Annotated in this window: 22 protein-coding genes and 1 pseudogene; 15 read left to right on the plus strand and 8 right to left on the minus strand. The window is 71.8% G+C overall.

What is annotated here, in order from left to right:
- The first annotated feature begins 96 nt into the window (after positions 1-96).
- From DDP54_RS10265 to pstB, 6 genes are all read left to right on the plus strand, one after another.
- Positions 97-1,278, plus strand: a complete 1,182-nt coding sequence (locus tag DDP54_RS10265; RefSeq protein WP_109132511.1) for an ATP-binding protein — start codon at positions 97-99, stop codon at positions 1,276-1,278.
- Positions 1,275-1,982: a response regulator transcription factor gene (locus DDP54_RS10270; RefSeq protein ID WP_109131649.1), complete on the plus strand. Its 708-nt coding sequence runs from the start codon at positions 1,275-1,277 to the stop codon at positions 1,980-1,982. The genes DDP54_RS10265 and DDP54_RS10270 overlap by 4 nt, the downstream gene beginning before the upstream one ends.
- A gap of 141 nt (positions 1,983-2,123) precedes the next feature.
- The gene (gene pstS, locus DDP54_RS10275; protein ID WP_109131650.1) at positions 2,124-3,275 is read left to right on the plus strand and encodes a phosphate ABC transporter substrate-binding protein PstS; all 1,152 of its coding nucleotides are present in this window, start codon (positions 2,124-2,126) and stop codon (positions 3,273-3,275) included.
- A gap of 118 nt (positions 3,276-3,393) precedes the next feature.
- On the plus strand, positions 3,394-4,359 hold the full coding sequence (pstC, locus tag DDP54_RS10280) for a phosphate ABC transporter permease subunit PstC (protein WP_242448332.1): 966 nt from the start codon (positions 3,394-3,396) through the stop codon (positions 4,357-4,359).
- Positions 4,356-5,282 (plus strand): phosphate ABC transporter permease PstA, encoded by a 927-nt coding sequence (pstA, locus tag DDP54_RS10285; RefSeq protein WP_109131652.1) that lies wholly within the window; start codon positions 4,356-4,358, stop codon positions 5,280-5,282. The genes pstC and pstA overlap by 4 nt, the downstream gene beginning before the upstream one ends.
- An 85-nt stretch (positions 5,283-5,367) precedes the next feature.
- The gene (pstB, locus tag DDP54_RS10290; protein ID WP_109131653.1) at positions 5,368-6,144 is read left to right on the plus strand and encodes a phosphate ABC transporter ATP-binding protein PstB; all 777 of its coding nucleotides are present in this window, start codon (positions 5,368-5,370) and stop codon (positions 6,142-6,144) included.
- A gap of 6 nt (positions 6,145-6,150) precedes the next feature.
- Here pstB and DDP54_RS10295 read toward each other — a convergent pair whose 3' ends face one another.
- Positions 6,151-6,642 carry a hypothetical protein gene (locus tag DDP54_RS10295; RefSeq protein ID WP_242448333.1) on the minus strand — a complete coding sequence of 164 codons (492 nt, stop codon included), beginning with the start codon at positions 6,640-6,642 and terminating at the stop codon, positions 6,151-6,153.
- Between the two features lie 268 nt (positions 6,643-6,910).
- On the opposite strand from DDP54_RS10295, the gene DDP54_RS10300 reads away from it, so the two are divergent.
- The 3 genes from DDP54_RS10300 to ispF all read left to right on the plus strand — a co-directional run bounded on the left by DDP54_RS10300 (position 6,911) and on the right by ispF (position 8,758).
- Positions 6,911-7,393, plus strand: a complete 483-nt coding sequence (locus DDP54_RS10300) for a CarD family transcriptional regulator (protein WP_109131655.1) — start codon at positions 6,911-6,913, stop codon at positions 7,391-7,393.
- 85 nt (positions 7,394-7,478) lie between these two features.
- A complete protein-coding gene (ispD, locus tag DDP54_RS10305; RefSeq protein ID WP_109131656.1) occupies positions 7,479-8,270 on the plus strand; it encodes a 2-C-methyl-D-erythritol 4-phosphate cytidylyltransferase in 792 nt (263 codons plus the stop codon).
- Complete coding sequence (gene ispF, locus DDP54_RS10310; protein ID WP_109131657.1) at positions 8,267-8,758, plus strand: 2-C-methyl-D-erythritol 2,4-cyclodiphosphate synthase; 492 nt, start codon at positions 8,267-8,269, stop codon at positions 8,756-8,758. The genes ispD and ispF overlap by 4 nt, the downstream gene beginning before the upstream one ends.
- Before the next feature lie 125 nt (positions 8,759-8,883).
- Here the strand turns inward: ispF and DDP54_RS10315 are convergent.
- Positions 8,884-9,690: pseudogene (locus DDP54_RS10315) on the minus strand (EamA family transporter); the annotation flags it as partial.
- Positions 9,691-9,751: 61 nt separating this feature from the next.
- Between DDP54_RS10315 and DDP54_RS10320 the strand changes: the two are divergent.
- Together DDP54_RS10320 and DDP54_RS18190 are read left to right on the plus strand one after the other, a co-directional pair.
- On the plus strand, positions 9,752-10,699 hold the full coding sequence (locus tag DDP54_RS10320; protein WP_109131658.1) for a LysR family transcriptional regulator: 948 nt from the start codon (positions 9,752-9,754) through the stop codon (positions 10,697-10,699).
- A 146-nt stretch (positions 10,700-10,845) separates the two neighbouring features.
- Entirely contained in the window at positions 10,846-11,016 is a 171-nt protein-coding gene (locus DDP54_RS18190; protein ID WP_158274503.1) for a hypothetical protein, read from the plus strand.
- Between the two features lie 5 nt (positions 11,017-11,021).
- Here the strand turns inward: DDP54_RS18190 and DDP54_RS10325 are convergent, their stop codons facing one another.
- The 5 genes from DDP54_RS10325 to DDP54_RS10345 all read right to left on the minus strand — a co-directional run bounded on the left by DDP54_RS10325 (position 11,022) and on the right by DDP54_RS10345 (position 17,244).
- Complete coding sequence (locus tag DDP54_RS10325; RefSeq protein ID WP_109131659.1) at positions 11,022-11,963, minus strand: NADP-dependent oxidoreductase; 942 nt, start codon at positions 11,961-11,963, stop codon at positions 11,022-11,024.
- Positions 11,964-12,044: 81 nt separating this feature from the next.
- Complete coding sequence (locus DDP54_RS10330; RefSeq protein ID WP_109131660.1) at positions 12,045-13,994, minus strand: beta-L-arabinofuranosidase domain-containing protein; 1,950 nt, start codon at positions 13,992-13,994, stop codon at positions 12,045-12,047.
- Entirely contained in the window at positions 13,991-14,887 is an 897-nt protein-coding gene (locus DDP54_RS10335; RefSeq protein ID WP_109131661.1) for a carbohydrate ABC transporter permease, read from the minus strand. The genes DDP54_RS10330 and DDP54_RS10335 overlap by 4 nt, the downstream gene beginning before the upstream one ends.
- Before the next feature lie 9 nt (positions 14,888-14,896).
- On the minus strand, positions 14,897-15,823 hold the full coding sequence (locus DDP54_RS10340) for a sugar ABC transporter permease (protein WP_109131662.1): 927 nt from the start codon (positions 15,821-15,823) through the stop codon (positions 14,897-14,899).
- A gap of 104 nt (positions 15,824-15,927) precedes the next feature.
- Positions 15,928-17,244: a sugar ABC transporter substrate-binding protein gene (locus tag DDP54_RS10345; RefSeq protein WP_347338512.1), complete on the minus strand. Its 1,317-nt coding sequence runs from the start codon at positions 17,242-17,244 to the stop codon at positions 15,928-15,930.
- Positions 17,245-17,544: 300 nt separating this feature from the next.
- Here DDP54_RS10345 and DDP54_RS10350 point away from each other — a divergent pair, with 300 nt between their 5' ends.
- Positions 17,545-18,552, plus strand: a complete 1,008-nt coding sequence (locus DDP54_RS10350; RefSeq protein WP_109132512.1) for a LacI family DNA-binding transcriptional regulator — start codon at positions 17,545-17,547, stop codon at positions 18,550-18,552.
- 33 nt (positions 18,553-18,585) lie between these two features.
- On the opposite strand, the gene DDP54_RS10355 is transcribed toward DDP54_RS10350, so the two are convergent.
- Positions 18,586-19,920, minus strand: a complete 1,335-nt coding sequence (locus DDP54_RS10355) for a D-arabinono-1,4-lactone oxidase (protein WP_109132513.1) — start codon at positions 19,918-19,920, stop codon at positions 18,586-18,588.
- 152 nt (positions 19,921-20,072) lie between these two features.
- Here DDP54_RS10355 and DDP54_RS10360 point away from each other — a divergent pair, with 152 nt between their 5' ends.
- The 3 genes from DDP54_RS10360 to DDP54_RS10370 are packed head-to-tail and all read left to right on the plus strand — an operon-like array spanning position 20,073 to position 23,223.
- Entirely contained in the window at positions 20,073-20,783 is a 711-nt protein-coding gene (locus DDP54_RS10360; protein WP_109132514.1) for a TetR family transcriptional regulator, read from the plus strand.
- Positions 20,780-22,045 carry an MFS transporter gene (locus tag DDP54_RS10365; RefSeq protein ID WP_197711369.1) on the plus strand — a complete coding sequence of 422 codons (1,266 nt, stop codon included), beginning with the start codon at positions 20,780-20,782 and terminating at the stop codon, positions 22,043-22,045. Before DDP54_RS10360 ends, DDP54_RS10365 begins: the two co-directional genes overlap by 4 nt.
- Positions 22,042-23,223, plus strand: coding sequence for an alanine racemase (locus DDP54_RS10370; RefSeq protein ID WP_109131664.1), 1,182 nt, complete (start codon positions 22,042-22,044; stop codon positions 23,221-23,223). Before DDP54_RS10365 ends, DDP54_RS10370 begins: the two co-directional genes overlap by 4 nt.
- Positions 23,224-23,280 lie beyond the last annotated feature (57 nt).

Consider the following 23,280-nt stretch of genomic DNA (forward strand, 5'->3'; position numbering starts at 1 on the left):
CCATGAGATGAACGTCGTCCTGCTCCCAGGTGAACATCAGGCGAGCGACCGGTGCGCACGTGGGTTCGGCGGTTCGCTGACCGTACTCTGACGATCGTGCAAGGAATCCAAGGCGCGGCGGTCGTTCTCGCGGGGCTGCTCGGGCTCGTGACCGGCGGAGGTGCCGCGCTCGCGTTCCGTTTCAGCGAGCGCGCGCAGCACACCGTGCCGGAGCAGCCTCTCCCCGAGCTCGACGAGGGGCTCGTCCGCGTGCTCGCGGTGCTGCGCTCGGCGGCGGTCGTCCTCGACGCCGACGACCGGGTCGTCCGCGCGAGCCCGCCCGCCTATGCGCTCGGCGTCGTGAACGACGGCCGGATCGTGCACGCCGCGATCCGCGACCTCATCGCGGACGTGCGCCGCACCGGGGCGATCCGCGACGAGGAGCTCGAGCTGCCGCGCGGCCCGCTCGGCCGCGGCACCCTGATGCTGCAGGTCCGGGTCGCGCACGTCGGCCCCGATCACCTGCTCGTGCTCGCCGAGGACCGCACCCAGGCGCGCCGGCTCGAGGCCATCCGCCGCGACTTCGTGGTGAACATCTCCCACGAGCTCAAGACGCCGGTCGGTGCGCTGTCGCTGCTCGCGGAGACTGTCCAGGACGCCGCAGACGACCCCGACGCGGTCCGCCGGTTCGCGGGCCAGATGCGCAAGGAGGCGACCCGGCTCTCGGCGCTGGTCCACGAGATCATCGAGCTGTCGCGGCTGCAGGTCGCCGGAGCGCTCGAGGAGATCTCAGCGATCGACATCGATGCGGTCATCGCCGAGTCGGTGGATCGTGCGCGGACGAACGCGAGCGCGAAGAACATGGTCTTCGACGTCGGCGGTGCGTCGGGGGCTGTCGTGTTCGGCGACCACGGCCTCCTCGTCACCGCGGTGCGCAACCTGCTGGACAACGCCGTCGCCTACTCGCCCGAGGGCACCCATGTGGGCGTCGGGGTGCGGATCGTCGAGGGTCTCGTCGAGATCGCGGTCGTGGACCAGGGGATCGGGATCGCCGCGGACGAGCAGGACCGGGTGTTCGAGCGGTTCTACCGGGTCGACCCTGCGCGGTCCCGGGACACCGGCGGCACGGGCCTCGGCCTGAGTATCGTCAAGCACGTCGCTGCTGATCACGGCGGTGACGTGACCGTCTGGTCGAGACCCGGACGGGGCTCGACCTTCACCCTGCGACTGCCCCAGGCGGTCGTACCCGAGCACGACGAGGGCCTCGACGGCCCCGCGCAGACAGGAGCCACCCCGTGACCCGCATCCTCCTGGTCGAGGACGAGGAGTCGTACCGCGATCCGCTGACCTACCAGCTGACGCGCGAGGGCTTCGAGGTCGTGACCGCGGCGACGGGCCCCGAGGCGCTGGTCGCGTGGGAGGACGGCGGCGCCGACCTCGTGCTCCTGGACCTGATGCTGCCGGGGATGTCGGGGACCGAGGTGTGCCGGTGGCTGCGCGCGCGCAGCGACGTGCCGGTCATCATGCTCACCGCGAAGGACGGCGAGATCGACAAGGTCGTCGGCCTCGAGCTCGGCGCGGACGACTACGTGACGAAGCCCTACTCGTTCCGCGAGCTGCTGGCCCGGGTGCGGGCGGTCCTGCGCCGGGGCTCGATCGGGACAGCCGAGCCCGTGACCGAGCCCGACGACGGCACGCTCGAGGTCGGTCCGGTCCGCCTGGACGTCGAGCGGCACACGGTCCACGTGCACGGGGAGCTCGTCGCGTTCCCGCTCAAGGAGTTCGACCTGCTCGAGCTGCTGATGCGCAACGCCGGCCGTGTGCTGACCCGCGGGCAGCTCATCGACCGCGTGTGGGGGTCGGACTACGTGGGGGACACCAAGACCCTCGACGTGCACGTCAAGCGCGTGCGCGCCAAGATCGAGACCGACCCCGCGAACCCCGTCCTGCTGCAGACGGTCCGGGGCCTCGGCTACAAGCTCGCCGACGTCGCAGCGTCCTGACGGCACTTCGTCGACCATCGTTCACCCTGCGTTCACCTTCCGCGGGCCTCCAGGTCACTTGTCCTGCTTAACGTCTGCCATGCACCGCGGCCTCCGTGCTGCGGGGGCATCTGACGATGAAGCTCCAGGAGAGGGATTCCCGTGAAGGTTCGGCAGTTCGCACGACTGGCCAGTCTGGCCGGCGTCGTGCTCGTCTCGTCGCTGACGCTCGCGGCCTGTGGGTCCGACAACAACGCCGTCGCAGGCGAGAGCTCGGCGGCCCCGACGGCGGGCACGGCGACCTCGGCCGCCGCGGCGCCCGCTGTCGACTGCGGCACCGGCGGAACGATCAACGCTGAGGGCTCGTCGGCGCAGAAGAACGCGATCGAGCAGGCCATCGCGTCGTTCGCCGACGTGTGCCCCGACATCACCGTGAACTACAACCCGACCGGCTCCGGTGCGGGGATCACGCAGTTCACCGCGGCGCAGGTCGACTTCGCCGGCTCGGACTCGGCGCTCAACGCCGACAAGGGTGAGGTCGCCGCCGCGGCTGCCCGCTGCGCCGCCAACCCGGCCTGGAACCTGCCGATGGTGACCGGCCCGATCGCGGTCGCGTACAACCTCGCGGGCGTCGACAAGCTGGTCCTGAACGCCGAGGTCACCGCGAAGATCTTCCGCGGCGAGATCGCGACTTGGAACGACCCGGCGATCGCCGCGCTCAACACGGGCGTCACGCTGCCGTCGGACGCGATCCACGTCTTCTTCCGCTCGGACGAGTCGGGCACGACCGACAACTTCACGAAGTACCTCAAGGCCGCCTCGAACGGCGCCTGGACCGACGAGCACGCCAAGGCGTGGCCGAAGTCGGGTGCCGGTGAGGGTCGCGAGAAGTCCGCTGGTGTGGCCGAGGGCGTCAAGACGACCCCCGGTGGCATCTCCTACGTCGAGTGGTCCTACGCCAAGGACAACAAGCTGGGCATCGCCCAGATCGACAACGGCTCCGGTGCTGTCGAGCTGAACGCCGAGTCGGTCGGCAAGGCTGTGGCCTCGGCGAAGGCGGCCGGTGAGGGCAACGACCTGCAGCTCAAGCTCGACTACGCGACCACGGAGGCCGGGGCGTACCCGATCATCCTGGTGACGTACGAGATCGTCTGCTCGAAGGGCCTGGACGCGAACCTCACGACCGGCGTCAAGGCGTTCCTCACGCACTTCGCCTCGGCGGACGTGCAGAAGAGCCTCGTCGACATCGGCTACGCGCCGCTGCCCGCCGAGGTCCAGGCGAACGTCGAGAAGGCCATCGCGGCCATCGCCTGAGCCTGACCTACGCTGGAAACCGCCGTACCTGCCTGACGCCGTCGTCCTGGTCCCTCCTCGAGGGGCCGGGACGACGGCATGGGGCAGCACCGAACACTCCACCCGAAGGATGGCGATGGTGACCACGACCAGCCCGCAGCCCGACGTCGCCCTCACGGGTGGCCGACGGCGTGGGCCGGACCGGATCTTCCGTGGGCTCGCGGTCTCCGCGAGCGGGATCGTGGTCGCGCTCGTCGTGATCGTCGGCGCGTTCCTGGTCACGAAGGCGGCTCCGTCGCTCGCGGCCGACACGGCCAGCTTCCTCGGCTCGCGCGAGTGGGACGTCGCCGACCCGACCAACCTGCGGTTCGGCATCGCCCAGCTGCTCTGGGTGACGGTCATCTCGTCGATCGTCGCGATGGCGCTCGCGGTACCGGTGGCGATCGGCGTCGCGCTCTACCTGACGCACTACGCGCCCGCGCGGGTGGCCAAGCCGTTCGCCTACCTCGTGGACCTGCTGGCCGCCGTCCCGTCGATCGTCTTCGGGCTGTGGGGCGCCCGGGTGCTCATGCAGTACGTGCAGCCGTTGCAGGACTTCCTCAAGCGCATCTTCGGGTGGTTCCCGCTGTTCGCCCCGACGTCGGTGCAGGCGGGCACGATCTTCCTCGCGTCGATCGTCCTGGCGATCATGATCCTGCCGATCATCACCGCGCTGTCGCGCGAGGTGTTCCGGCAGACGCCGAACGAGCACAAGGAGGCCGCGCTCGCGCTCGGGGCGACCCGCTGGGAGATGATCCGCGTCGCCGTCCTCCCGTTCGGCCGGCCCGGTGTCATCTCGGCGGCGATGCTCGGCCTGGGTCGCGCACTCGGCGAGACCATCGCGGTCACGATCATCCTGTCGACGACGTCGGGCGCGTTCAGCTGGTCGCTCTTCTTCGGCGGCGAGACGTTCGCGTCGAAGATCGCGAACGCGGCGTCCGAGTTCGACACCCCGTCGAAGACCGGCGCCTACATCGCGGCCGGGCTCGTGCTCTTCCTCCTGACGTTCGCGGTCAACGCCATCGCCCGCATCATCATCGAGCGACGGAAGGCCTTCTCCGAATGAGCGCCGTGACCTCCCTCAGCCAGAGCGCGACGCCGGCCGGCCCGGGCGCCCCCGCGCTGGGTGACCTGAGCAGCCCGGCGAGCGCCTCACGCCGCGCCAAGGACCGCGCCGCGACCATCGCGATGCACGCGGCGTTCGGCCTCGCGCTCGTCCCGCTCGTCTGGATCCTGTGGACGGTCATCTCCCAGGGCTACCAGATGCTGCTGACGTCCCAGTGGTGGACGAACTCGCAGCGCGGCGTCACCGTCCGTGACTTCGGCGGCGGGGCGTACCACGCCATCATGGGCACCCTTCTGCAGGCCGGGGTCACGGCGGTCATCTCCGTGCCGATCGGCATCCTGACCGCGATCTACCTCGTCGAGTACGGGCGCGGGGCCGCGGCGCGAGCGGTGAGCTTCATGGTCGACGTGCTCACCGGCATCCCCTCGATCGTCGCCGCGCTGACCATCTACGCGCTGTGGATCTCGACGTTCGGGCTGTCGCGGGTCGGCTTCGCCGTGAGCCTGGCCCTGGTCCTGCTGATGGTCCCGACGATCGTGCGGTCGACCGAGGAGATGCTCAAGCTCGTCCCCAACGAGCTCCGCGAGGCGTCCTACGCCCTCGGGGTGCCCAAGTGGAAGACGATCATGCGGATCGTCCTGCCGACGGCCTTCTCGGGCATCCTCACCGGCGTCCTGCTCGGGCTCGCGCGCGTCATGGGCGAGACCGCGCCGCTCCTGATCCTCGGTCCGTACACGAAGTCGATCAACCTCGACCTCTTCAGCGGCAACATGGCCTCGCTCCCGACGATGATCAACCAGGACCGCACCGAGTTCCTCGACGCCGCGGTCCAGCGCACGTGGGGCGCAGCCCTGACGCTGATCCTCGTCGTCATGCTCCTCAACCTCGCGGGCCGACTCATCGCCCGGTTCGGGAAGGTGTAGCCGTGCCCACCCGAACAGGCGCGCTGCCGAGCACCGCGCGCACACTGGACCCGACCCCCGCACCTCGAAAGGAGCGCTGACCGCTGTGGCCAAGCGCATCGACGTCAAAGACCTCAACGTCTACTACGGGGACTTCCGTGCGGTCGAGGGCGTGACCCTCGGGATCGACGCCCGGTCTGTGACCGCCTTCATCGGGCCGTCGGGCTGCGGCAAGTCGACGTTCCTGCGGACCCTCAACCGCATGCACGAGGTGCTGCCCATCGGCCGCGTCGAGGGTCAGGTGCTGCTCGACGGCGCCGACCTGTACGACAAGAACGTGGACCCGGTCGCGGTGCGCCGGACCATCGGCATGGTGTTCCAGCGCCCCAACCCGTTCCCGACGATGTCGATCTTCGACAACGTGGCCGCCGGGCTGCGCCTGAACGGCACGAAGAACAAGGCCGAGCTCATCGAGGCGGTCGAGACGTCGCTCAAGGGCGCCAACCTCTGGAACGAGGTCAAGGACCGCCTCGACAAGCCCGGCGCCGGGCTCTCGGGCGGTCAGCAGCAGCGCCTGTGCATCGCGCGGGCGATCGCGGTGCGCCCGCAGGTGCTCCTCATGGACGAGCCCTGCTCGGCGCTCGACCCGATCTCGACGCTCGCCATCGAGGACCTGATCTCCGAGCTGAAGAACGACTACACGATCGTGATCGTGACCCACAACATGCAGCAGGCCGCACGCGTCTCGGACCGGACGGCGTTCTTCAACATCGCGGGGACCGGCAAGCCGGGTCGGCTCATCGAGATCGACGACACCGCGACGATGTTCTCCTCGCCGCGCGAGAAGGCCACGGAGGACTACATCTCGGGCCGCTTCGGCTGAGCCCGGTCAGCTCGCCTTCGGGGTCGGGACGAGCGTCGCGTACTCCGGCAGCGTGCTGTCGAGCACCGGGACCGAGACGGTCAGGCTCCCGCCCGGGCCGGTCTCAACGGTCAGCGGGGTCACGCCACCGGGCGCGTTCGCCGTGGTGAAGGTGAGGGCCTTGCCGGTGTCGCCGCCCAGCAGGACGGTCGAGGCGGCGTCGACCTTCACGGTCCCGACCGCGACGGTGCCCGACGTCAGGGTGACGGTGACCGCGTCGGTGCCACGGTTCGTGAGGGCGCCCTGCAGGGCCCCGGGCGCGCCCTCGGCGCTCGCCAGGACGATGAGGTTCTCCGCGGTCACGTCGCCGAGCTCCGCGCGGACGCCGTCCGACGCCGAGTACGCCTTGGCCGTGGTGATCTCGTTGGTCGCCGAGCAGCCGGACAGGGCCAGGCCGGCGAGGGCGACGACGCCCGCTGCAGCGAGGCGGTGACGCAAGGACGAGCGGGCGCGGATCACGGGTTCTCCTCGTTCGCTGTGCCTGGTCGGCACACATCGGTCGGCACACATCTCTCGCGAGCTGCCGGCAACACATTAGCGGTCAGAGGGTCCGATGCGCCTCGTCCGGGACCCTCCCGCGACGCCCCACCGGTGGGGCGAGCGGCGTCGCACCGACGGCGAAGAACTCGCTCGGCTGCCTCTGACCTGCACAAACGTTCTCGACGGGCCCCCGGGAGGCCCGCTGAAACGTGATAGAATGGGCATCCGCGAAAGGGGACACCCACAGATGACTTTCACTGTAGGGGAGACGGTTGTCTACCCGCACCACGGTGCAGCATTGATCGAAGAGATCAAGACCCGAACGATCCGTGGCGAGGAGAAGCTCTACCTGAAGCTCAAGGTGGCGCAGGGCGATCTGACGATCGAGGTCCCGGCGGAGAACGTCGATCTCGTCGGAGTGCGTGACGTCGTCGGCCAGGAAGGTCTCGACAAGGTGTTCGAGGTCCTGCGTGCGCCGTACACCGAGGAGCCGACCAACTGGTCTCGCCGGTACAAGGCGAACCTCGAGAAGCTGGCCTCGGGCGACGTCATCAAGGTTGCCGAGGTCGTCCGCGACCTCTCGCGTCGCGACGCCGACCGTGGGCTGTCTGCCGGCGAGAAGCGCATGCTCGCCAAGGCCCGTCAGATCCTCGTCTCGGAGCTCGCGCTCGCGGAGCACACCGAGGAGGAGAAGGCCGAGGCCATCCTCGACGAGGTCCTGGCGTCCTGACGGCCGCCTGACCGCGTCCTGACGACCGTTCCCGTGCCGGGAGTGATCCCTGCGGCCGTGGCAGCGCTGTGACCAAGGCGGTGCTGTGACGGTCGTCGCGATCCTCACGTCTGCCGGGAGCGGTCGCCGGCTCGGTCACCTGCTGCCGAAGGCGCTCGTCGAGCTCGGCGGGGTGCCGCTCGTGGTGCATGCTGCGCGCGCTCTCGTCGGCTCCGGGCTCGTGGGGCTCGTCGTCGTGACGGCACCCCCGGAGCAGCTCGCGGAGTTCACCGCGGTGCTCGGCGCTGAGATCGACGGCGTCCCGGTGCGGGTGGTCGCCGGAGGATCGACCCGGCAGGCGTCTGTCGCTGCGGGCATCGCCGTCGTGCCGGACGGCGCGGAGGTCGTCCTGGTCCACGACGCCGCGCGTGCGCTCGTCCCGCCCGAGCTCGTCGTAGCCGTCGTCGAGGCCGTCCGCGCGGGACACCCCGCCGTCATCCCTGGGCTCGCGGTGACCGACACGATCAAACGGGTCGACGCCCGGGGCGGCGTCGCCGAGACGGTCCCGCGCCACGCACTGCGGGCCGTCCAGACCCCCCAGGGGTTCGCGCCCGACGTGCTCGCCCGTGCCCATGCGGCCGGAGCCCACCTCGGTCTCGACGAGGCGTCCGCGGCGTCCGACGACGCCGGCCTCGCCGAGGCGATCGGCGTGAGGGTGTGGGTCGTCGACGGCCACGAGGACGCCTTCAAGATCACGACCCGGCGCGACCTCGCGGTGGCGCAGGTCGTCCTCGCGGAGCGCGCGAGGCTCGCCGGCCCGTCGGACGCCGGAGCTGGTGCCGGTGCGGACGACAGCGCCCCCGACAGCGCCCTCGACAGCGCGGAGACGCAGCGATGACAGCCCTGCCACGCACCGGTCTCGGTGTCGACGTGCACGCCTACGACCCCGACCCCGCGCCCGACGCCGTCCTGCACCTCGCCGGCCTCGCGTGGCCGGGCGAACGTCCGCTCGCGGGCCACTCCGACGCCGACGTCGCCGCGCACGCCGCAGCCGACGCGCTGCTGTCGGCGGCCGCCCTCGGCGACCTCGGGTCGAACTTCGGGACGGCCGAGCCGCAGTGGAAGGGTGCATCAGGCACGGCGTTGCTCGCCGAGGCCGCGCGTCGGGTCCGGGCGGCCGGGTTCGAGATCGGCAACGTCGCGGTGCAGGTGATCGGCAACCGGCCCCGGCTGTCTCAGCGGCGCGCGGAGGCCGAGGCTGCGCTGTCCGCGGCCGCGGGTGCGCCGGTGAGCGTGTCGGCGACGACCACGGACGGGCTCGGACTGACGGGTCGCGGCGAGGGCATCGCCGCCGTGGCGACCGCGCTCGTCGCGTCCGTCGACTGACCCGCGGACCGACCCGCGGATCGACCCGACGCGCGACGCGACAGCGTCCCGGCCGGTCGGGCACCGAGCACGACGCCCGTCACGACGAGCGACCCGAGCGCGATCTCGACGAGCGGTGTCGGCTCGCGCAGCAGGAGCCATGACGCCGCGATGCCGACGACCGGCACGAGCATCGAGAACGGCGCGACGACGCTCGACGGGTGCCGGGCCATGAGCGACGTCCACACCCCCGACCCGACGACCGTCGCGATGACGACGGTGAACAGCAGCCCGCCGAGCGCGAGCGCGCCCTGACGCGTCCCCAGGGTCGTCAGCGACGTCCCGATCGCGTCGGGCCCCTCGACCGCGAGCGACAGGGCCAGCAGGGGGAGCGGCGGGACGACCGACATCCACAGCGTCAGGCGGAACGGCTCGGCCGCGCGGGCCTGCCGGTTGGCGAGGTTGCCGAACGCCCATCCGAGTCCGCCGCACAGTGTGAGCACGACGGGGAGCAGGGTGGCGCCGCCGCCGAGACCGGAGCGGTGGACGGCGATCCCGACGAGCCCCAGCACGGCCAGGCCGATGCCTGCGGCCTGTGGGGCACGGAGCCGCTCATGCAGGAGGACCCCGCCGAGCAGCACGGTGAACGGCGCCGAGGACTGCAGGACCAGCGACGCGAGCCCGGTCGGCATGCCGGTGGCCATGGCGAGGTACAGGAACACGAACTGCAGGACGCCGAATCCGAACCCGTAGCCGAGGATCCAGCGCCACGGCACAGCCGGACGCCGGACGAGCAGCAGCGTCGGGACGGCGATGAGGCTGAAGCGCACGGCGACGAGGAAGAACGGCGGGAACTGCTCGAGCGACAGGTGGATCGCGGGGAAGTTCAGCCCCCAGCACAGTGCCACGAGGACGGCGAGGAGACGGTCGCGCAGCGGCATGGGAGCGAGCATGCGCCCAACCGATCGTTGAGCACCATCGAATCTTCCTGACAGGTCGTTGTAGCGTCGCTACATGGACCCTGCTTCGCTCGAGACCCTGCGGGCTGTCGGCACGCACGGCGGGGTGACCGCTGCGGCAGCCGTCCTGCACCTGACGCCCTCGGCGGTGTCCCAGCAGCTCGCGCGGCTGCAGCGCGAGGTGGGTGTCGCGCTCACGGAACGCGTCGGCCGCGGGCTGCGGCTCACCCCGGCCGGGCAGGCCCTCGCGGCTGCGGCGGTCGACGTCGCGGTGGCCCTGGAACGGGCCCGCGCGGCGACCGACGCCTACCTGGCCCGGCCCGAGGGTACGGTGCGCGTCAGCTCCTTCCAGAGCGCCGCGCAGATGTTCCTGCCAGGGCTCCTGACGCGCGTCGCGGCCCACGGGGGGATCACCCTGGAGTGCACCGACGAGGACGTCGCGCAGGACGACTTCGCCGCGCTCACGGACCGCATGGACATCGTCGTCGCGCACCGCCCCGACCGCAGCCACGACTGGGCCGCCGGTGGCGTGCCGGTGCACGTGGTGCCGCTGCTGCGCGAGCCCCTCGACGTGGCCGTCCCCGTCGGGCACCGCCTCGCGGGCCGCGTCGACCTGCGTCCCGAGGACCTCGTCGACGAGGGGTGGATCGCGGTGCGGGAGGGGTTCCCCGTCGCGACGGTGCTGGCAGCCGTCGCGACCCGGTCGGGCTCCGCCCCGCGCATCACGCACCGCATCAACGACTTCCACGTGGCGGAGGCCATGGTCGCCGCTGGTCACGGGATCGCGCTGCTGCCGCGGTATACCTCGGGGCGCGAGCCGGGTGTGCGTCTCGTGCCGCTCGCGGGGGTGCGTGCGGGCCGGCGGATCGATGCGCTCGTGCGCGTCGACCGGGCCGAGCGGCTCGTCGTCCGGCACGTGCTCGCGGAGCTGACGGCGCTCGCCGCCGAGATCGACGGCCGGTCGCGCGAGCCCGGTGAAGCGTCGGTGCAGCCCGGCGGGTGACGTCTGCGGAAGGGGCTCGCGAGTCGGGCGGATGTCCGGTACCGTCCGGTTCCGTGACGACGGCGTACCAGACCCCGACAGGATCGGTGGAGCGAGTCAGGGAGCTCCCTCAGCGCACCCCGGCAGCCCCTCGGGTCCGTCTGCGGGTGCGCGTTCCGGCCGACGTCCTGTCGGCCGCGATGGGCGGGCTGGCGGCGCTCGACGAGACCGGCGGCACTCTGCTCAGCCAGGACGTCCTCGCTGCCGCACCGCCGCTGGCGCCCGGGATCGAGCTCCGCCGGGTCGCTGCGGCCGCCCGCCGCGCCACGCTCGACTGAGGACGCTAGGGCAGGAGGACGAGCTTCCCGCGGGCGTGTCCCGCGATGCTGTCGCGGTGCGCCTCAGCCGCATCCTCGAGCGGGTAGGTGCGCGCGACCGCGACGATGAGCTGTCGGTCGGCCGCGAGCTCGACGAGCTGGGGGATCGCCGCCGCACGGATCGAGGTGCCGGGGTCGGCCCCTGGCCCGTTGCCGAGCAGCTGGATCCCCAGGCCGCCCGCCCGGCCGAAGCCGGCGATCGTCGCGATGCGTGAGCGGTCGGCGACGAGCTCGACCGAGACATTGAGCGACTCGTCGGTGCCCACCGTGTCGATCGCGACGGTCACGGGTCCGAGGGTGCCGGTCGCCTCGCGGACCCGGTCGGCGAGGCCCGGCCCGTACGTCACGGGTACGGCGCCGAGCGCGCGCAGGTCGGTGTGGGCCGCCTCGCTCGCGGTCGCGACGACCTGGGCGCCGCGGAGGCGGGCGAGCTGGACGACGAATCGCCCGACGCTGCCCGACGCGCCGTGCACGAGCACGACATCGCCTGCTCCGACCCCGGTCTCCTCCAGGGTGTGCCAGGCCGTGGCGCCGGTGAGCAGCAGGCCCGAGGCCTCGGCCCAGGAGACCTGCGCGGGCTTGGGCGAGAGGCGCGTCACGGGCACGAGGACGAGCTCGGCGTAGCCGCCGACGACCCCGGTCGCGATGACGTGGTCACCGACGGGGATGTCCTCGACATCGGGCCCGACGGCGAGCACGACCCCGGCGACCTCGAGCCCGAGCCGGATCGGCAGCCGCGCGGGGTCGGTCCCGAACAGCCCGCTGTAGAGCTTCCAGTCGATCTGGTTGACGCCCGCGGCGCGCACGTCGATGAGCACCTCGCCCGGACCGGGCTCGGGGACCGTGACGTCGACGACGGACAGGACCTCGGGACCGCCGTACGCGGTCGCAACGACAGCTCGACTCATACGGGCGTAACGCGCCGCCGCCGGGTCGTGTTCCAGCGGCTCCTGTTCCGGTACGTCGTGTCTCAGCGGCCGTGGTCCGGCTCAGGTCGACGGCAGCCAGACCCGCATCGTCGACGGACCGCGGTTGGCCCAGTCGTGGTACGCGATGAGCGGGGCCTCGACCAGGGCGGTCATCCGCCGGTCGCCGTCCGGGCCCGCGGCCTCGTACGGCCAGTCCGCCGATGCCGGGACGTCGACCTCGAACTGCGCGACCACGTGCCCGTCGACCTCCCGCACGGAGTCCAGCGACGTGAGCCGCACGTGCCCGACGTCGGCGTCCCGCATCACGCCGGCCCCGGCGAGGTCCACCGACTCCAGGCACAGCACCTCGGGGCCGCGCTCGACGGCGACGCACCCGCGCACCGCATCGATCCGCGGATCGGGGACCACGACGCGGGGCCCGACCGGCAGCTGGAGCTCGACGACGTCGCCGGCCGTGAACTTCCGGGTGACGCGCGCGGTGCCGGGGTCGACCGTCACCGGCGAGTCGTCATCGGGCGTGGTCAGGGTCGCGCCCGCGGCCCACCCCGGCACGCGCAGGCTCAGGGTCCAGGGCTCCTCGTGCGACGTGCGGACGACGACCCGGATCCGGCCGTCGTGCGGGTAGTCCGTCTCGACGTCGACGTCGAGGGCGCGGCCGTCGGGCAGGTGCGTGCGGATCTGGGCCGGCGCGTACTGGTGGACCTGCAGGCCGGTGTCGTCGACCGTCGCGACGTAGGCGGCCAGGCTCGCCAACGTCCGGGCGACGTTCGGCGGGCAGCACGAGACGGCGAACCAGGGCGCGCGCAGCGACGAGGTCGCGCGGGGCACCGCGACGTCGGTCGCGGGCACGGTCCCGGGTCGACGCTGGTGCAGCGTGTTCGTGTAGAAGAACGCCGTGCCCTCGTGCGCCGGGGAGGTTGCGACGACGTTGTACAAGGTGCGCTCGATGAGGTCGGCGTAGCGGGGCAGGGCCTGCGCGAGGAGCAGCCGCCACGAGAACATCACCGAGCCCACGCTGGCGCACGTCTCGGAGTACGCGCGGTCCGGCGGCAGCTCCCAGTCGTCACCGAACGACTCGCCCGAGTGGTGGGCACCCTGGCCGCCCGTGATGTACGTGCGGTGCGCGACGGTGTTCTCCCACTGCGTGGTGAGCGCGGCGAGCAGGTCGGCGTCGTCGGTCTCGATCGCGACGTCCACCGCGCCTGCCGCGAGGTAGTTGGCCCGCACGGCGTGGCCGTCCAGCACCGTGGCCTCGCGCACCGGGACGTCGTCCTGGTAGTACGAGCGACCGAGCTCGATGTCCGCGAGGGTGCCGGTGCCGCGCCGGGCGACGAACAGCGCGGCCTGGTCCACGTACCGCTGCTCGCCCGTCGCGCGACCCAGCTCGGCGAGCGCCGGCTCGATCTCAGGGTGACCGCACACACGCTGCAGGCCGTCGGCGCCGAACGTCGCGCACACGTGGTCGGCGGCGCGCCGGGCGATGTCGACGAGGCCGTCGGTCGCGGCGGGGCGGGTGCGCAGCCGGGCGACGGCCGCCTGGAACATGTGTCCGAAGCAGTACAGCTCGTGACCCCACTCGAGGTCGCTGTACCGCGCGCGCTGTCCGGGCCGGCCGAACTGGGTGTTGAGGTACCCGTCGGGCTCCTGGGCCGCGGCGATCCGCGCGACGAGGCTCGTCAGCCGCGCTTCGACGTCGGCGTCGCCGGACCGCCCGACCTCCCAGGCCATCGCCTCGAGGAGCTTGTACACCTCGGAGTCGGAGAACTCCCGGCCCCCGCGGTGCTCGGCGACGGTGCCCGCCGCGGCGGCGTCGAAGTTGCCGATCCAGCCCTCGTGCTCCATCCAGTACTCGATGTGCGCGAGCGTGGCGCGGCCGTTGACGGCCTGCCTGCCCGCCCACACACCACCCGTGATCCGGACCTCGTCGAGGCCGAGGGGGCGCAGCGCGCCGTGGGAGGGGACGACCGGGGTGGCGACCGCGTGGGTCGTGCTGGTGAGGTTCACGATCATCCCTTGAGTGCGCCGGACATGAAGCCGCGCACGTAGTGCCGTTGGAGCAGGAGGAACAGCAGGATGCAGGGGAGCGCGAGGACGACGACGCCGGCCTCCGTCGCGCCGTAGTCGATGACGCCCTGGACCTGCACGCGCAGGTTGGAGACCGCGAGGGGCAGCGTCATCCGGTCGGAGTCGTTGATGAGGATCAGGGGAGCGAAGAAGTCGTTCCAGGCCGCGAGGAACGCGAACAGCCCGACGGTGATGAGCCCCGGGGTCACGGCCGGGAGCAGGACACGGCGCAGCGCCATGAACGACGAGCACCCGTCCACGAGCGCCGCCTCGTCGAGCTCGCGGGGGACGGACTCGAACGAGATCCGCATCATGAACGTCGAGAACGGCAGCTGGAACATCGTGAGCACGAGCGAGACGCCGACCAGCGAGTTCTGCAGGCCGACCTTGTTCAGCAGCACGTACAGCGGGATCAGCAGCGTCGCGTACGGGACCATGAGGATCGCGAGCGTCAGCATGAACAGCAGGTTCTTGCCGGGGAACCGGAACCGGGCGAACGCGTAGCCGCCGAGCGTCGACACCGTGAGCGTGAGCAGCACGGTCAGCAGGGACATGAACGCCGAGTTCGCGAGGTACTGCCAGATCCCGGCCTGGTAGTGGGCCAAGGTGATGTAGTTGCCGAAGCCCCAGCCCTTCACCTGACCGGTCCCGGCGAGCGGCGAGACGGACGCCACGGCGGTCCAGACGAGCGGGAACAGGAAGATCACGGCGAGTCCGCCGGAGAACACCCAGAACGGCGTGCGCAGCGCGACTCCGGCCAGGGTCGTCGGGGGTGCACCGTGACGGACCGGCCGTCCCTCGTGGGGGAGCTCCAGCTGTGTGCGGGTGGCGATGGTCATGAGTCCCCCTCAGCTCTCGTCCGACGTGCGGAACGCCCGCAGCTGAACGACGTTGATGACGACGAGCGCAAGGAGCACGATCACCGACAGCGACCCGGCGACGCCGAGGTCGTTCTGGCCCTGGAAGGCCATCGAGTAGATGAGCTGCACCACCGTGATGGTGCTGTTGTCCGGACCGCCCTTGGTCAGGATGTAGAACTGCTCGAACGCGAGCAGCGAGCCCGTGACGCACAGGATCGTGGTGAGGGCGAGCGTGGGCTTCAGCAGGGGGATCGTGATCCGCCGGAACGTGTCCCACCGGCCGGCGCCGTCCATGCGGGCCGCCTCGTACAGCTCGCTCGGGATGGCCTGGAGGCCGACGAGCATCAGGAGCATGTAGAAGCCCGCGTACCGCCAGACGATGAGGAACAGGGTCGAGAACAGGGCCGCGTCGGGCGACCCGAGGAACGTCAGCCCGAGCCTGCGCATCGTGGGGGCGAACGGGCCGGCGAGCGGGGAGTAGAGCACGTAGAACAGCAGCGACGCGGACGCCAGGCCGAGCGCGCTCGGCACGAGGAACGATGCGCGGAGCAGTCCCTTCCAGCGCGACGACTCCTGCACGAGCAGCGCGAGGCCGAGACCGAGCGCGATGAGGAGCACCGTCGCGAGCACCGTGTACTTCAGCGTGAAGGTGATCGACTCGGCGAAGAAGCGGTTCGAGACGGCCTTGCGGTAGTTGTCGGGGAAGTTGATCCCCTGGTCGCCCGAGAGCAGCGGCCACCTCGACGCGCTCATGCGGAGCACGAGCCCGAGGGGGAGGACGAAGAGCAGGAGCACGAAGAGCGCGGTGGGCCACGCGTAGGCCCAGCCACGGGCGGGCCTGCCGAACCGGCGGCGCGCCGACTGGCGGGTTCGGACGCGGGGGAGCTGGGGGACTGTCGCTGGCTGGGCGGACATCGGGGACCTCTCGGGCAGGGTCGGCGGGTGCCAGGTCGGTGTCGGGCCTCGGGCCCCGGTGCGTCGGTGGGTGGGCACCCACCGACGCACCGGGAGCGGGAGAGCTACTGCCCGAGCACCGCGGTGATCTCGTCGTTGTCCTTGTCGACCGTCGTGCCGTCACCCAGCACCGCGTTGCGGATCAGGGTGAGCCACGGGCTGCTCGGCGCGTTGAACGCCTGCTGGAAGTTCAGCGCGACGGGGGTGTCGCCCTTGCCGGCGACCTCGTTGATGGTGACCAGGCGCGGGTCCTTCGCGGCGAACTCGTTGTTGGAGAAGTCGCTGCGCGAGACGACGTCGTTGTCCTTGGCGAGCACGCCGACCTGGGCCTCCTCGGACATCATCCACGAGAGGAAGTTCCACGCCTGCGGGGTGTTCTTCGAGTCCTTCGAGACGCCGATGCCGTCGCCGCCGACGAACGTCGAGGCGCCGCCGTCGGGCCCGGGGATGCCGGCGACGCCGACGTCGAAGCCCGTGGTGGAGGACAGCAGCGTGGCCGGGTAGAACATCAGGCCGACCTTGCCCTGGGTGAACCCGGCGGTCCAGGTCGGTCCGGACTCGTCCTTGGACGACGGCAGCACAGCCCCGGAGTCCCAGAGGTCCTTCCAGGTCGTGTAGACGCTCTTGGCGGTGTCGCTGTTGAGCAGCGACGACGTGCCGTCCTCGCTCATGACCTGGTCACCGGCGGCCCAGATGCTCGGGAACCAGGTGAAGACGAGGCAGCCGCCGCAGTTGAGGCCGGTCGCGGTGCCGTAGGTGTCGGGCTTGTTGAGCGCCTGGATCGCCTTGGCGTCCTTGGCGTACTCAGTGAGGCTCGCGGGGGCCTTCTCGGGGTCGAGCCCGGCCTCCTTGAACAGGTCCTTGTTCCAGAAGAGCATCGACAGGTCGAGCACGAACGGCAGGACGTGCTCCTTGCCGTCCAGCGTGCCGGCCGCGAGGTGGCCCTTGTTGATCGTGTCCTTGTAGCTCAAGCCGTCGATCTGCGTGGTCAGGTCCTGGAACAGGCCCTGCTGGACCCAGTTGGGCACGTAGACGATGTCAGCGGCGAACAGGTCCGGGAGACCGGACGACCCGGCGGCCGCACCGACCTTGGCGACGTAGTCGTCGTTCGGGACGACGGTCAGCTTGACCTGGTTCTTGTGGCCGGCGTTGTAGGCCGCGACGAGCAGCTTGGCCTGCTTCTCGAGGGGTGCGCGGGTCCACAGGGTCAGGGACGTCCCGTCGTCCGTCCCGTCGGCGCCCGCCGTGACTGCGGCGCTGCCCGAGGCAGGGGTGCTGGGGGTGTTCGAGCTGCTGCACGCCCCCAGGGCGACCAGCAGGCCTGCCGTCACGACCCCGGCGGCCAGGCGCGTGCCCGCCGACCGGGAATGGATCATCCTCATCGTGTCTCCTCGTGCTCATCGTTGAGCGGGTGCCGGGGGCGGCTCCGCGGTCGAACTTGCGAAAACCTTGTCGAGGTCATCACTGCCCTCGGACGTGTCGTGCATCGTGCGGTGCGTTCTCTGCAGCTCTGCGACAGGCACGCGCGGCTCCTGCGCCGCGCACCGTGTCCCCGAAACCGAGCCGAAAAGGTTTTCTGAATGTAGTTCGGGCGTGGATGTGTCGTCAAGGCCCTCGCCCAGTTACAGTTCGATCACGACCGACGCGGGAGGTGCGGGGTGCAGGTGACAGGCGACCGGCACATGAACCGCGCCGTGACGCTGACCGACGTCGCCCGCCTGGCCGGGGTGTCCGTCGCGACGGCCTCCAAGGCGCTCAACGGACGCGACCAGGTCAAGGACTCGACGCGTGCGCGCGTCCAGGAGGCGGCGGCCCGCCTGTCGTTCAGCCCCAACCGGCTCGCGCGCGGCCTGCTCGCCGGACGCAGCGGGACGGTCGGCCTGCTCACGAGCGACCTCGAGGGTCGGTTCGTCATCCCGATCCTGATGGGCGCCGAGGACGCGTTCGGCTCCGGCCAGGTCAACGTGTTCCTGTGCGACGCGCGCGGCGACGCGATCCGTGAGCGGTACCACCTGCGCGCTCTGCTCGGCCGACGCGTCGACGGGCTCATCGTCGTCGGGCGCCAGACCGACCCGCGCCCGTCGCTCGGCCGCGACATCGGCGTCCCCGTGGTCTACGCCTACGCACCGTCGGACGACCCCGCCGACCTGTCCCTCGTCCCCGACAACGTCGGTGCCGGCCGGCTGGCCGCCGAGCACCTCCTCGCGTGCGGTCGGCGCAGGATCGGCCACATCAGCGGCGAGCACGCGTACGCCGCCGCACGGGACCGGGCCCAGGGCGCGAAGGAGCGGCTCGCGCAGGAGGGGCTCGAGCTGGTCGGCGACGTCATGTACGGCGAGTGGTCCGAACGGTGGGGTCGGGACGCGACCGCGATGCTGCTCGCCCAGCACCCCGAGGTCGACGCCATCCTGTGCGGCTCGGACCAGATCGCCCGCGGCGCGCTCGACACTGCCCGGGACCTGCACCGCACCGTGCCCGACGAGATCGCCGTCATGGGGTTCGACAACTGGGAGGTCCTCACGACGAACGCCCGCCCGGAGCTGACCAGCATCGACGCGAACCTGCAGCATCTCGGTCGCACCGCGGCGCAGCGGGTGTTCGCCGCGCTCGAGGGCATGGACATCGGCTCCGGGGAGCAGGCTCTGCCGGGTCGCCTCGTGATCCGGGGCTCGACCGTCGCCCGACGGTGACGGCCACGCACGTGACGGCCGTGCAGGAACGGCTCAGCGCACCGGGCCGAGCACCCGGTCGAGGTAGTCGTTGGTGAACACGCCCGTCGGGTCGGCCTCCGTGCGCACTCGCTGCACGTCGGCGAACCGGGGGTAGAGCTGCGCGAGCCGGTCGGCGTCCAGCCAGTGCAGCTTGCCCCAGTGCGGACGACCGTCGAAGCCGGCCATGATCCGCTCGACCGCGCGCAGGTAGCGCACGTAGGGCAGGCCGATGTACTGGTGCACCGCGACGTACGCGCTCTCGCGCTGGTACGCGGTCGACAGCCACACGTCGTCGGGCGCCGCGAACCGCACCTCGACGGGGAACGGGATGCGCACGCCGGTCGCTGCGAGCCAGCGCTCGATCGCCGCCAGGGCCGGGCGGACGGCGTCGCGGGGGATCGCGTACTCCATCTCGCGGAAGCGCACGCGCCGCGGTGAGGCGAAGACCTCGTACGACGGCGACGTGAAGGTCCGGGCCGAGAGCGCACGCGCAGCGATCGCGTTGACCCGCGGGGTCAGGCGGGGGACGGCGGCCGTCAGGTGGTTCGTCGCGGCGAAGACCGCGTTCGAGAGCAGCTCGTCGTCCACCCACGCGCGGACCGGGCCGAGGGGTTCGAGGTCGTCGTCGGGCACGCGGTTGTTGCGCTTGGTGAGCACCCGGCGGGTGTGCGGGAACCAGTAGAACTCGAAGTGGTCGTTGGCCTCGACGAGTCCGTCCGCGCCGGTCAGCCGCTCGAGGACGGCATCGAGCGCCGACGGCTCCTCGACGGCGCGCAGCCGGAACGCCGGCACGACGTCAAGAGTCACGGCGGCGAGGACGCCGACGCTGCCGAGCCCGAGGCGCGCCACCTCGAACAGGTCGGGACGCTCGTCCGGCGAGGCCTCGACGACGTCACCCTGAGCGGTCACGACGCGCACGCCGACGACCTGCGACGCGAGCCCGCCGAGCCGCACGCCCGTGCCGTGCGTGCCGGTGGAGATCGCGCCCGCAATGGTCTGCCGGTCGATGTCGCCGAGGTTGCGCATCGCGAGCCCGCGGGCTGCGAGCGCCACGTTGAGGTCGGACAGGCGGGTCCCCGCCCCGACGGTGACGTGCGCGGTGCCGCCGGGTTGCGGCGTGACGCGCTCGATGCCGCTGATCGCGTCGAGGTGGACCTGCACGCCGTCGGTCACGGCGGCGCCCGTGAACGAGTGGCCGGCTCCGACGGCGCGCACCCGGAGGCCGTCGGCGCCCCGGACGGTCGCGGCGAGCTCGTCCAGGTCACGAGGGTGGGCGACGCGCGCCGGGGTGGCGGTCTCGGTCCGGGCCCAGTTGTGCCAGACGCCGGACGGGTTGCTGCTGCTCATGGTGGAGACCATCGTTCTGGTCGGCCGTCCAAGTCAAGTGCTCAGATCTCTTGACTACTGTCATGGGGCGGGATGAAATTGACGCACAGGGCGTGCACGCGCTGTCGGGGCAGGTCCTCGGCCAGGCGTGGGTGCGGAGATGGGGGGGAACCATGAGTCGGATGCCGGTCGCGGAACGACGCGAACAGCTGATCGAGGCGGCGCTCCGCGTGGCATGCCGGGACGGCATCGACGCCGCCACCGTGCGTGCCGTGGCTGCCGAGGCAGGCGTGTCGCTCGGGGTGGTCCACTACTGCTTCCTCGACAAGGACGAGCTGCTGCGAGCCGTCGCCGCGGCCATCACCGAGCAGAACGTGGCGGGCATCGGCGACATCACCGACGCGACCGACCTGCGCAGCCTGCTCGAGGCGGCGGTCATGAACTACTGGGCCGGGATCATCTCGAACCGCGGCGCGCAGCTGCTCAGCTACGAGCTGACCACGACCTCGCTGCGGCACTCCGAGATGGGCCGCGTCGCGATGGACCAGTACGACGGCGCCTGGAGCGCGCTCGAGGTCTTCCTCCAGCACATCGAGGAGGGCGCCGGCATCCGGTGGAAGGTTCCGCACCGCCAGCTCGCCCGGACCATCGTCGCGGTCGTCGACGGCTTCACCCTGGGGTGGCTCGTCGACGGCGACGCCGAGGCCGGCAGGCAGGGCATGCTCGGCTTCGCCCGGTTCCTCGAGTCGCAGGCCGAGGCAGCACCGGGCGCCAGCGGCGACCACGCGAAGCACACCGGGCACGTCGGGCACGGCGGGCACGGCGAGGGCGAGTCTGCGCGGACCGTGCGGCACGTCGTCGAACATGCGACCCTGCCCGCGTGACCTTGCCGCACACCGCGCCGCACCCGGGTCACCTCACGTCGTCCCGCGACCGGCGCGCCCGGGTCGCGGTCGCGTCCGCGTTCGGCGCCCAGGGCCTCGCCTACGCCGGGCTGCTCTCGAGCCTGCCGGGCTTCAAGGACCGCTTCGGCATCGGTGACGACGCCGTCACGTTCGCGATCCTCGGGGTCGGCATCCTGGCCGCGGTCGGGACGATCGTCGCCGAACGCGTCGCGCGTGGTGCGGGCGGCAGCAGGTCGGTGCTCGTCTCGGGCCTCGTCACGGTGGCGGTCGCCGTCGTCGTCATCGCGCTCGCGCCGCACGTCGCCTTCTTCTTCCTCGGCTTCGCGATCTACGGCCTCGGCCTGGGGCAGGTCGACGCCGGGACGAACATGCAGGCAGTGTCGCTGCAGCGCACCTACGGGCGCAGCATCGTCACCGGGTTCTACGCCGCGTGGTCGGCGGCGGGCGTGCTCGGCGCGCTGTACGTGTCGGCCTACGCCCACTACGACGTCCCGCAGCAGGTCGCGCTGCCGGTGCTCGCGCTGGTCGTCCTGGCGGTCGCTGTCCTGGTCGTTCGGGCCGCCTGGCGCTCCCACGACGCCCCGTTCGAGGTGAGCGCCGAGGAGGCCCGCGCCGCCCGGGCGCTGCCCTGGTCCGGGATCCTGATCCTCGGCGCGGCCGTCGTCGCCTACTACGTCGTCGACACGGCGTCCTCGACGTGGGGGACGATCTACGTCGCTGACGTCCTCGATGCGGGGCACGACGTCGCCCCGTTCGGCTACGCCGCGTACGTCGGCACGACCCTCGTCTCGCGGCTCACCGGGGACTTCGCGGTGCGGCGCTGGGGCCGCGTCGCGGTCATCCGGGCGGCCGGGCTGCTCGGCACGGTCGGCCTGCTCGCCGTCGTGCTCGCGCAGTCGGCCGCCCTCGCGATCGCCGGTTTCGCGCTCACCGGGATCGGCCTGGGCGTCGTCGCGCCGCTCTGCTTCGCCGCGGCCGGGGCGCTGTCGCCCGCGCACGCCAACGCCGTGATCGCCCGGCTCAACAGCTTCAACTACCTCGGGGCGATCCTCGGTGGGGTGCTCGTCGGGGCCATCGCCTCGGGGTCGACGCTGCGGTTCGGGTTCGTCGTGCCACTCGTGCTCGCGGGCGTCATCATCCTGCTCGCCCCCGGATTCGCGGTCGGTCCGGGCCACGGTCCCGGCCCCGAGATCCTCGACGAGCCCGCCGATGTCGCCCCTCGCTCGGAGCCGGTCGAGTGAGCACCCTGGGCCAACGCCTCGACGAGGCGACGCGCGGACTGCCCGCACCGCTCGCGGTCGTCGACCTCGACGCGCTCGACGCCAACGCGACCGACCTCGTCCGGCGCGCTTGCGGCGTCCCCATCCGGGTCGCGAGCAAGTCGGTCCGCGTCCGCCACGTCCTCGACGCCATGCTGGCGCGGCCGGGCTTCGCGGGGGTCATGGCGTTCTCGCTCCGCGAGGCGCTGTGGCTCGTCGAGCAGGGAGTCACCGACGTGCTGGTCGGCTACCCCACGGTCGACACCGGTGCCCTGCACGACCTCGCCGCCGACGAGCGCGCGGCCCGCGCCATCACGCTGATGGTCGACGACGTCGCCCAGGTCGTCATCGCCCAGCGCGCCGCCGGTCCCGGGGCGCACCCGCTGCGCGTCTGCCTCGACGTCGACGCGTCCCTGCGCCTCGACCTCGGACCTCTCTCGACCCACATCGGCGTCCGCCGCTCACCCGTCCATACCCCGCAGCAGGCCGCCGACCTGGCCCGCGCGCTCGCGGACCGCGACGGCATCGACGTCCGCGGCGTCATGTTCTACGAGGCCCAGGTCGCCGGCCTGCCCGACTCCGGCCCGCTCATCCGTGCCGCCAAGCGCGCGTCCGTCGCCGACCTCGCCCGCCGCCGCTCCCGCGTGGTCGACGCCGTCCACCAGGTGCTCGGCCGCCAGCTCGAGCTCGTGAACTCCGGCGGCTCCGGCTCGATCGAGTCCAGTGCCGCGGACCCCGTCGTCACCGAGGTCACCGCCGGCTCCGGCCTCTTCGTGCCCACCCTGTTCGACGGCTACCGGGCCTTCGCGCCGCGACCCGCCGCGTTCTTCGGGCTCGACGTCGTCCGCGTCCCCGCACCGGGCTACGCGACCGCGTTCGGCGGCGGGTACGTCGCGTCCGGACCGTCGAGCCGCTCGCGACTCCCCCGACCGGTCGAGCCCCACGGCCTCGCGCTCACGAGCCGCGAGGGTGCCGGCGAGGTGCAGACGCCCCTGCGCGGATCGGGTGCCGACAAGCTCGACGTCGGTGACCGCGTGTGGTTCCGGCACGCGAAGGCCGGGGAGGTCATGGAGCGGTTCGACGCGGTGCACCTCGTGCGGGGGACCGTCGTCGAGCGGACTGTGCCGACGTACCGCGGCGACGGGCGGACGTTCGGCTGAGGCAGCGCTGCCGCTCCCTCCTCGCTTGCCGGTGACATCCGCTCGCCAGTTACGTTG

Origin of the sequence: Cellulomonas sp. WB94, assembly GCF_003115775.1 — a bacterium.
Taxonomy (GTDB): domain Bacteria; phylum Actinomycetota; class Actinomycetes; order Actinomycetales; family Cellulomonadaceae; genus Cellulomonas_A.

Coding starts and splice junctions, on each gene's coding strand:
- pstA (WP_109131652.1), top strand. CDS start 4,356: ATGAGCGCCGTGACCTCCCTCAGCCAGAGCGCGACGCCGGCCGGCCCG.
- DDP54_RS10300 (WP_109131655.1), top strand. CDS start 6,911: ATGACTTTCACTGTAGGGGAGACGGTTGTCTACCCGCACCACGGTGCA.
- ispF (WP_109131657.1), top strand. CDS start 8,267: ATGACAGCCCTGCCACGCACCGGTCTCGGTGTCGACGTGCACGCCTAC.
- DDP54_RS10320 (WP_109131658.1), top strand. CDS start 9,752: ATGGACCCTGCTTCGCTCGAGACCCTGCGGGCTGTCGGCACGCACGGC.
- DDP54_RS10325 (WP_109131659.1), bottom strand. CDS start 11,963: ATGAGTCGAGCTGTCGTTGCGACCGCGTACGGCGGTCCCGAGGTCCTG.
- DDP54_RS10330 (WP_109131660.1), bottom strand. CDS start 13,994: ATGATCGTGAACCTCACCAGCACGACCCACGCGGTCGCCACCCCGGTC.
- DDP54_RS10335 (WP_109131661.1), bottom strand. CDS start 14,887: ATGACCATCGCCACCCGCACACAGCTGGAGCTCCCCCACGAGGGACGG.
- DDP54_RS10340 (WP_109131662.1), bottom strand. CDS start 15,823: ATGTCCGCCCAGCCAGCGACAGTCCCCCAGCTCCCCCGCGTCCGAACC.
- DDP54_RS10345 (WP_347338512.1), bottom strand. CDS start 17,244: ATGAGGATGATCCATTCCCGGTCGGCGGGCACGCGCCTGGCCGCCGGG.
- DDP54_RS10350 (WP_109132512.1), top strand. CDS start 17,545: ATGAACCGCGCCGTGACGCTGACCGACGTCGCCCGCCTGGCCGGGGTG.
- DDP54_RS10355 (WP_109132513.1), bottom strand. CDS start 19,920: ATGAGCAGCAGCAACCCGTCCGGCGTCTGGCACAACTGGGCCCGGACC.
- DDP54_RS10360 (WP_109132514.1), top strand. CDS start 20,073: ATGAGTCGGATGCCGGTCGCGGAACGACGCGAACAGCTGATCGAGGCG.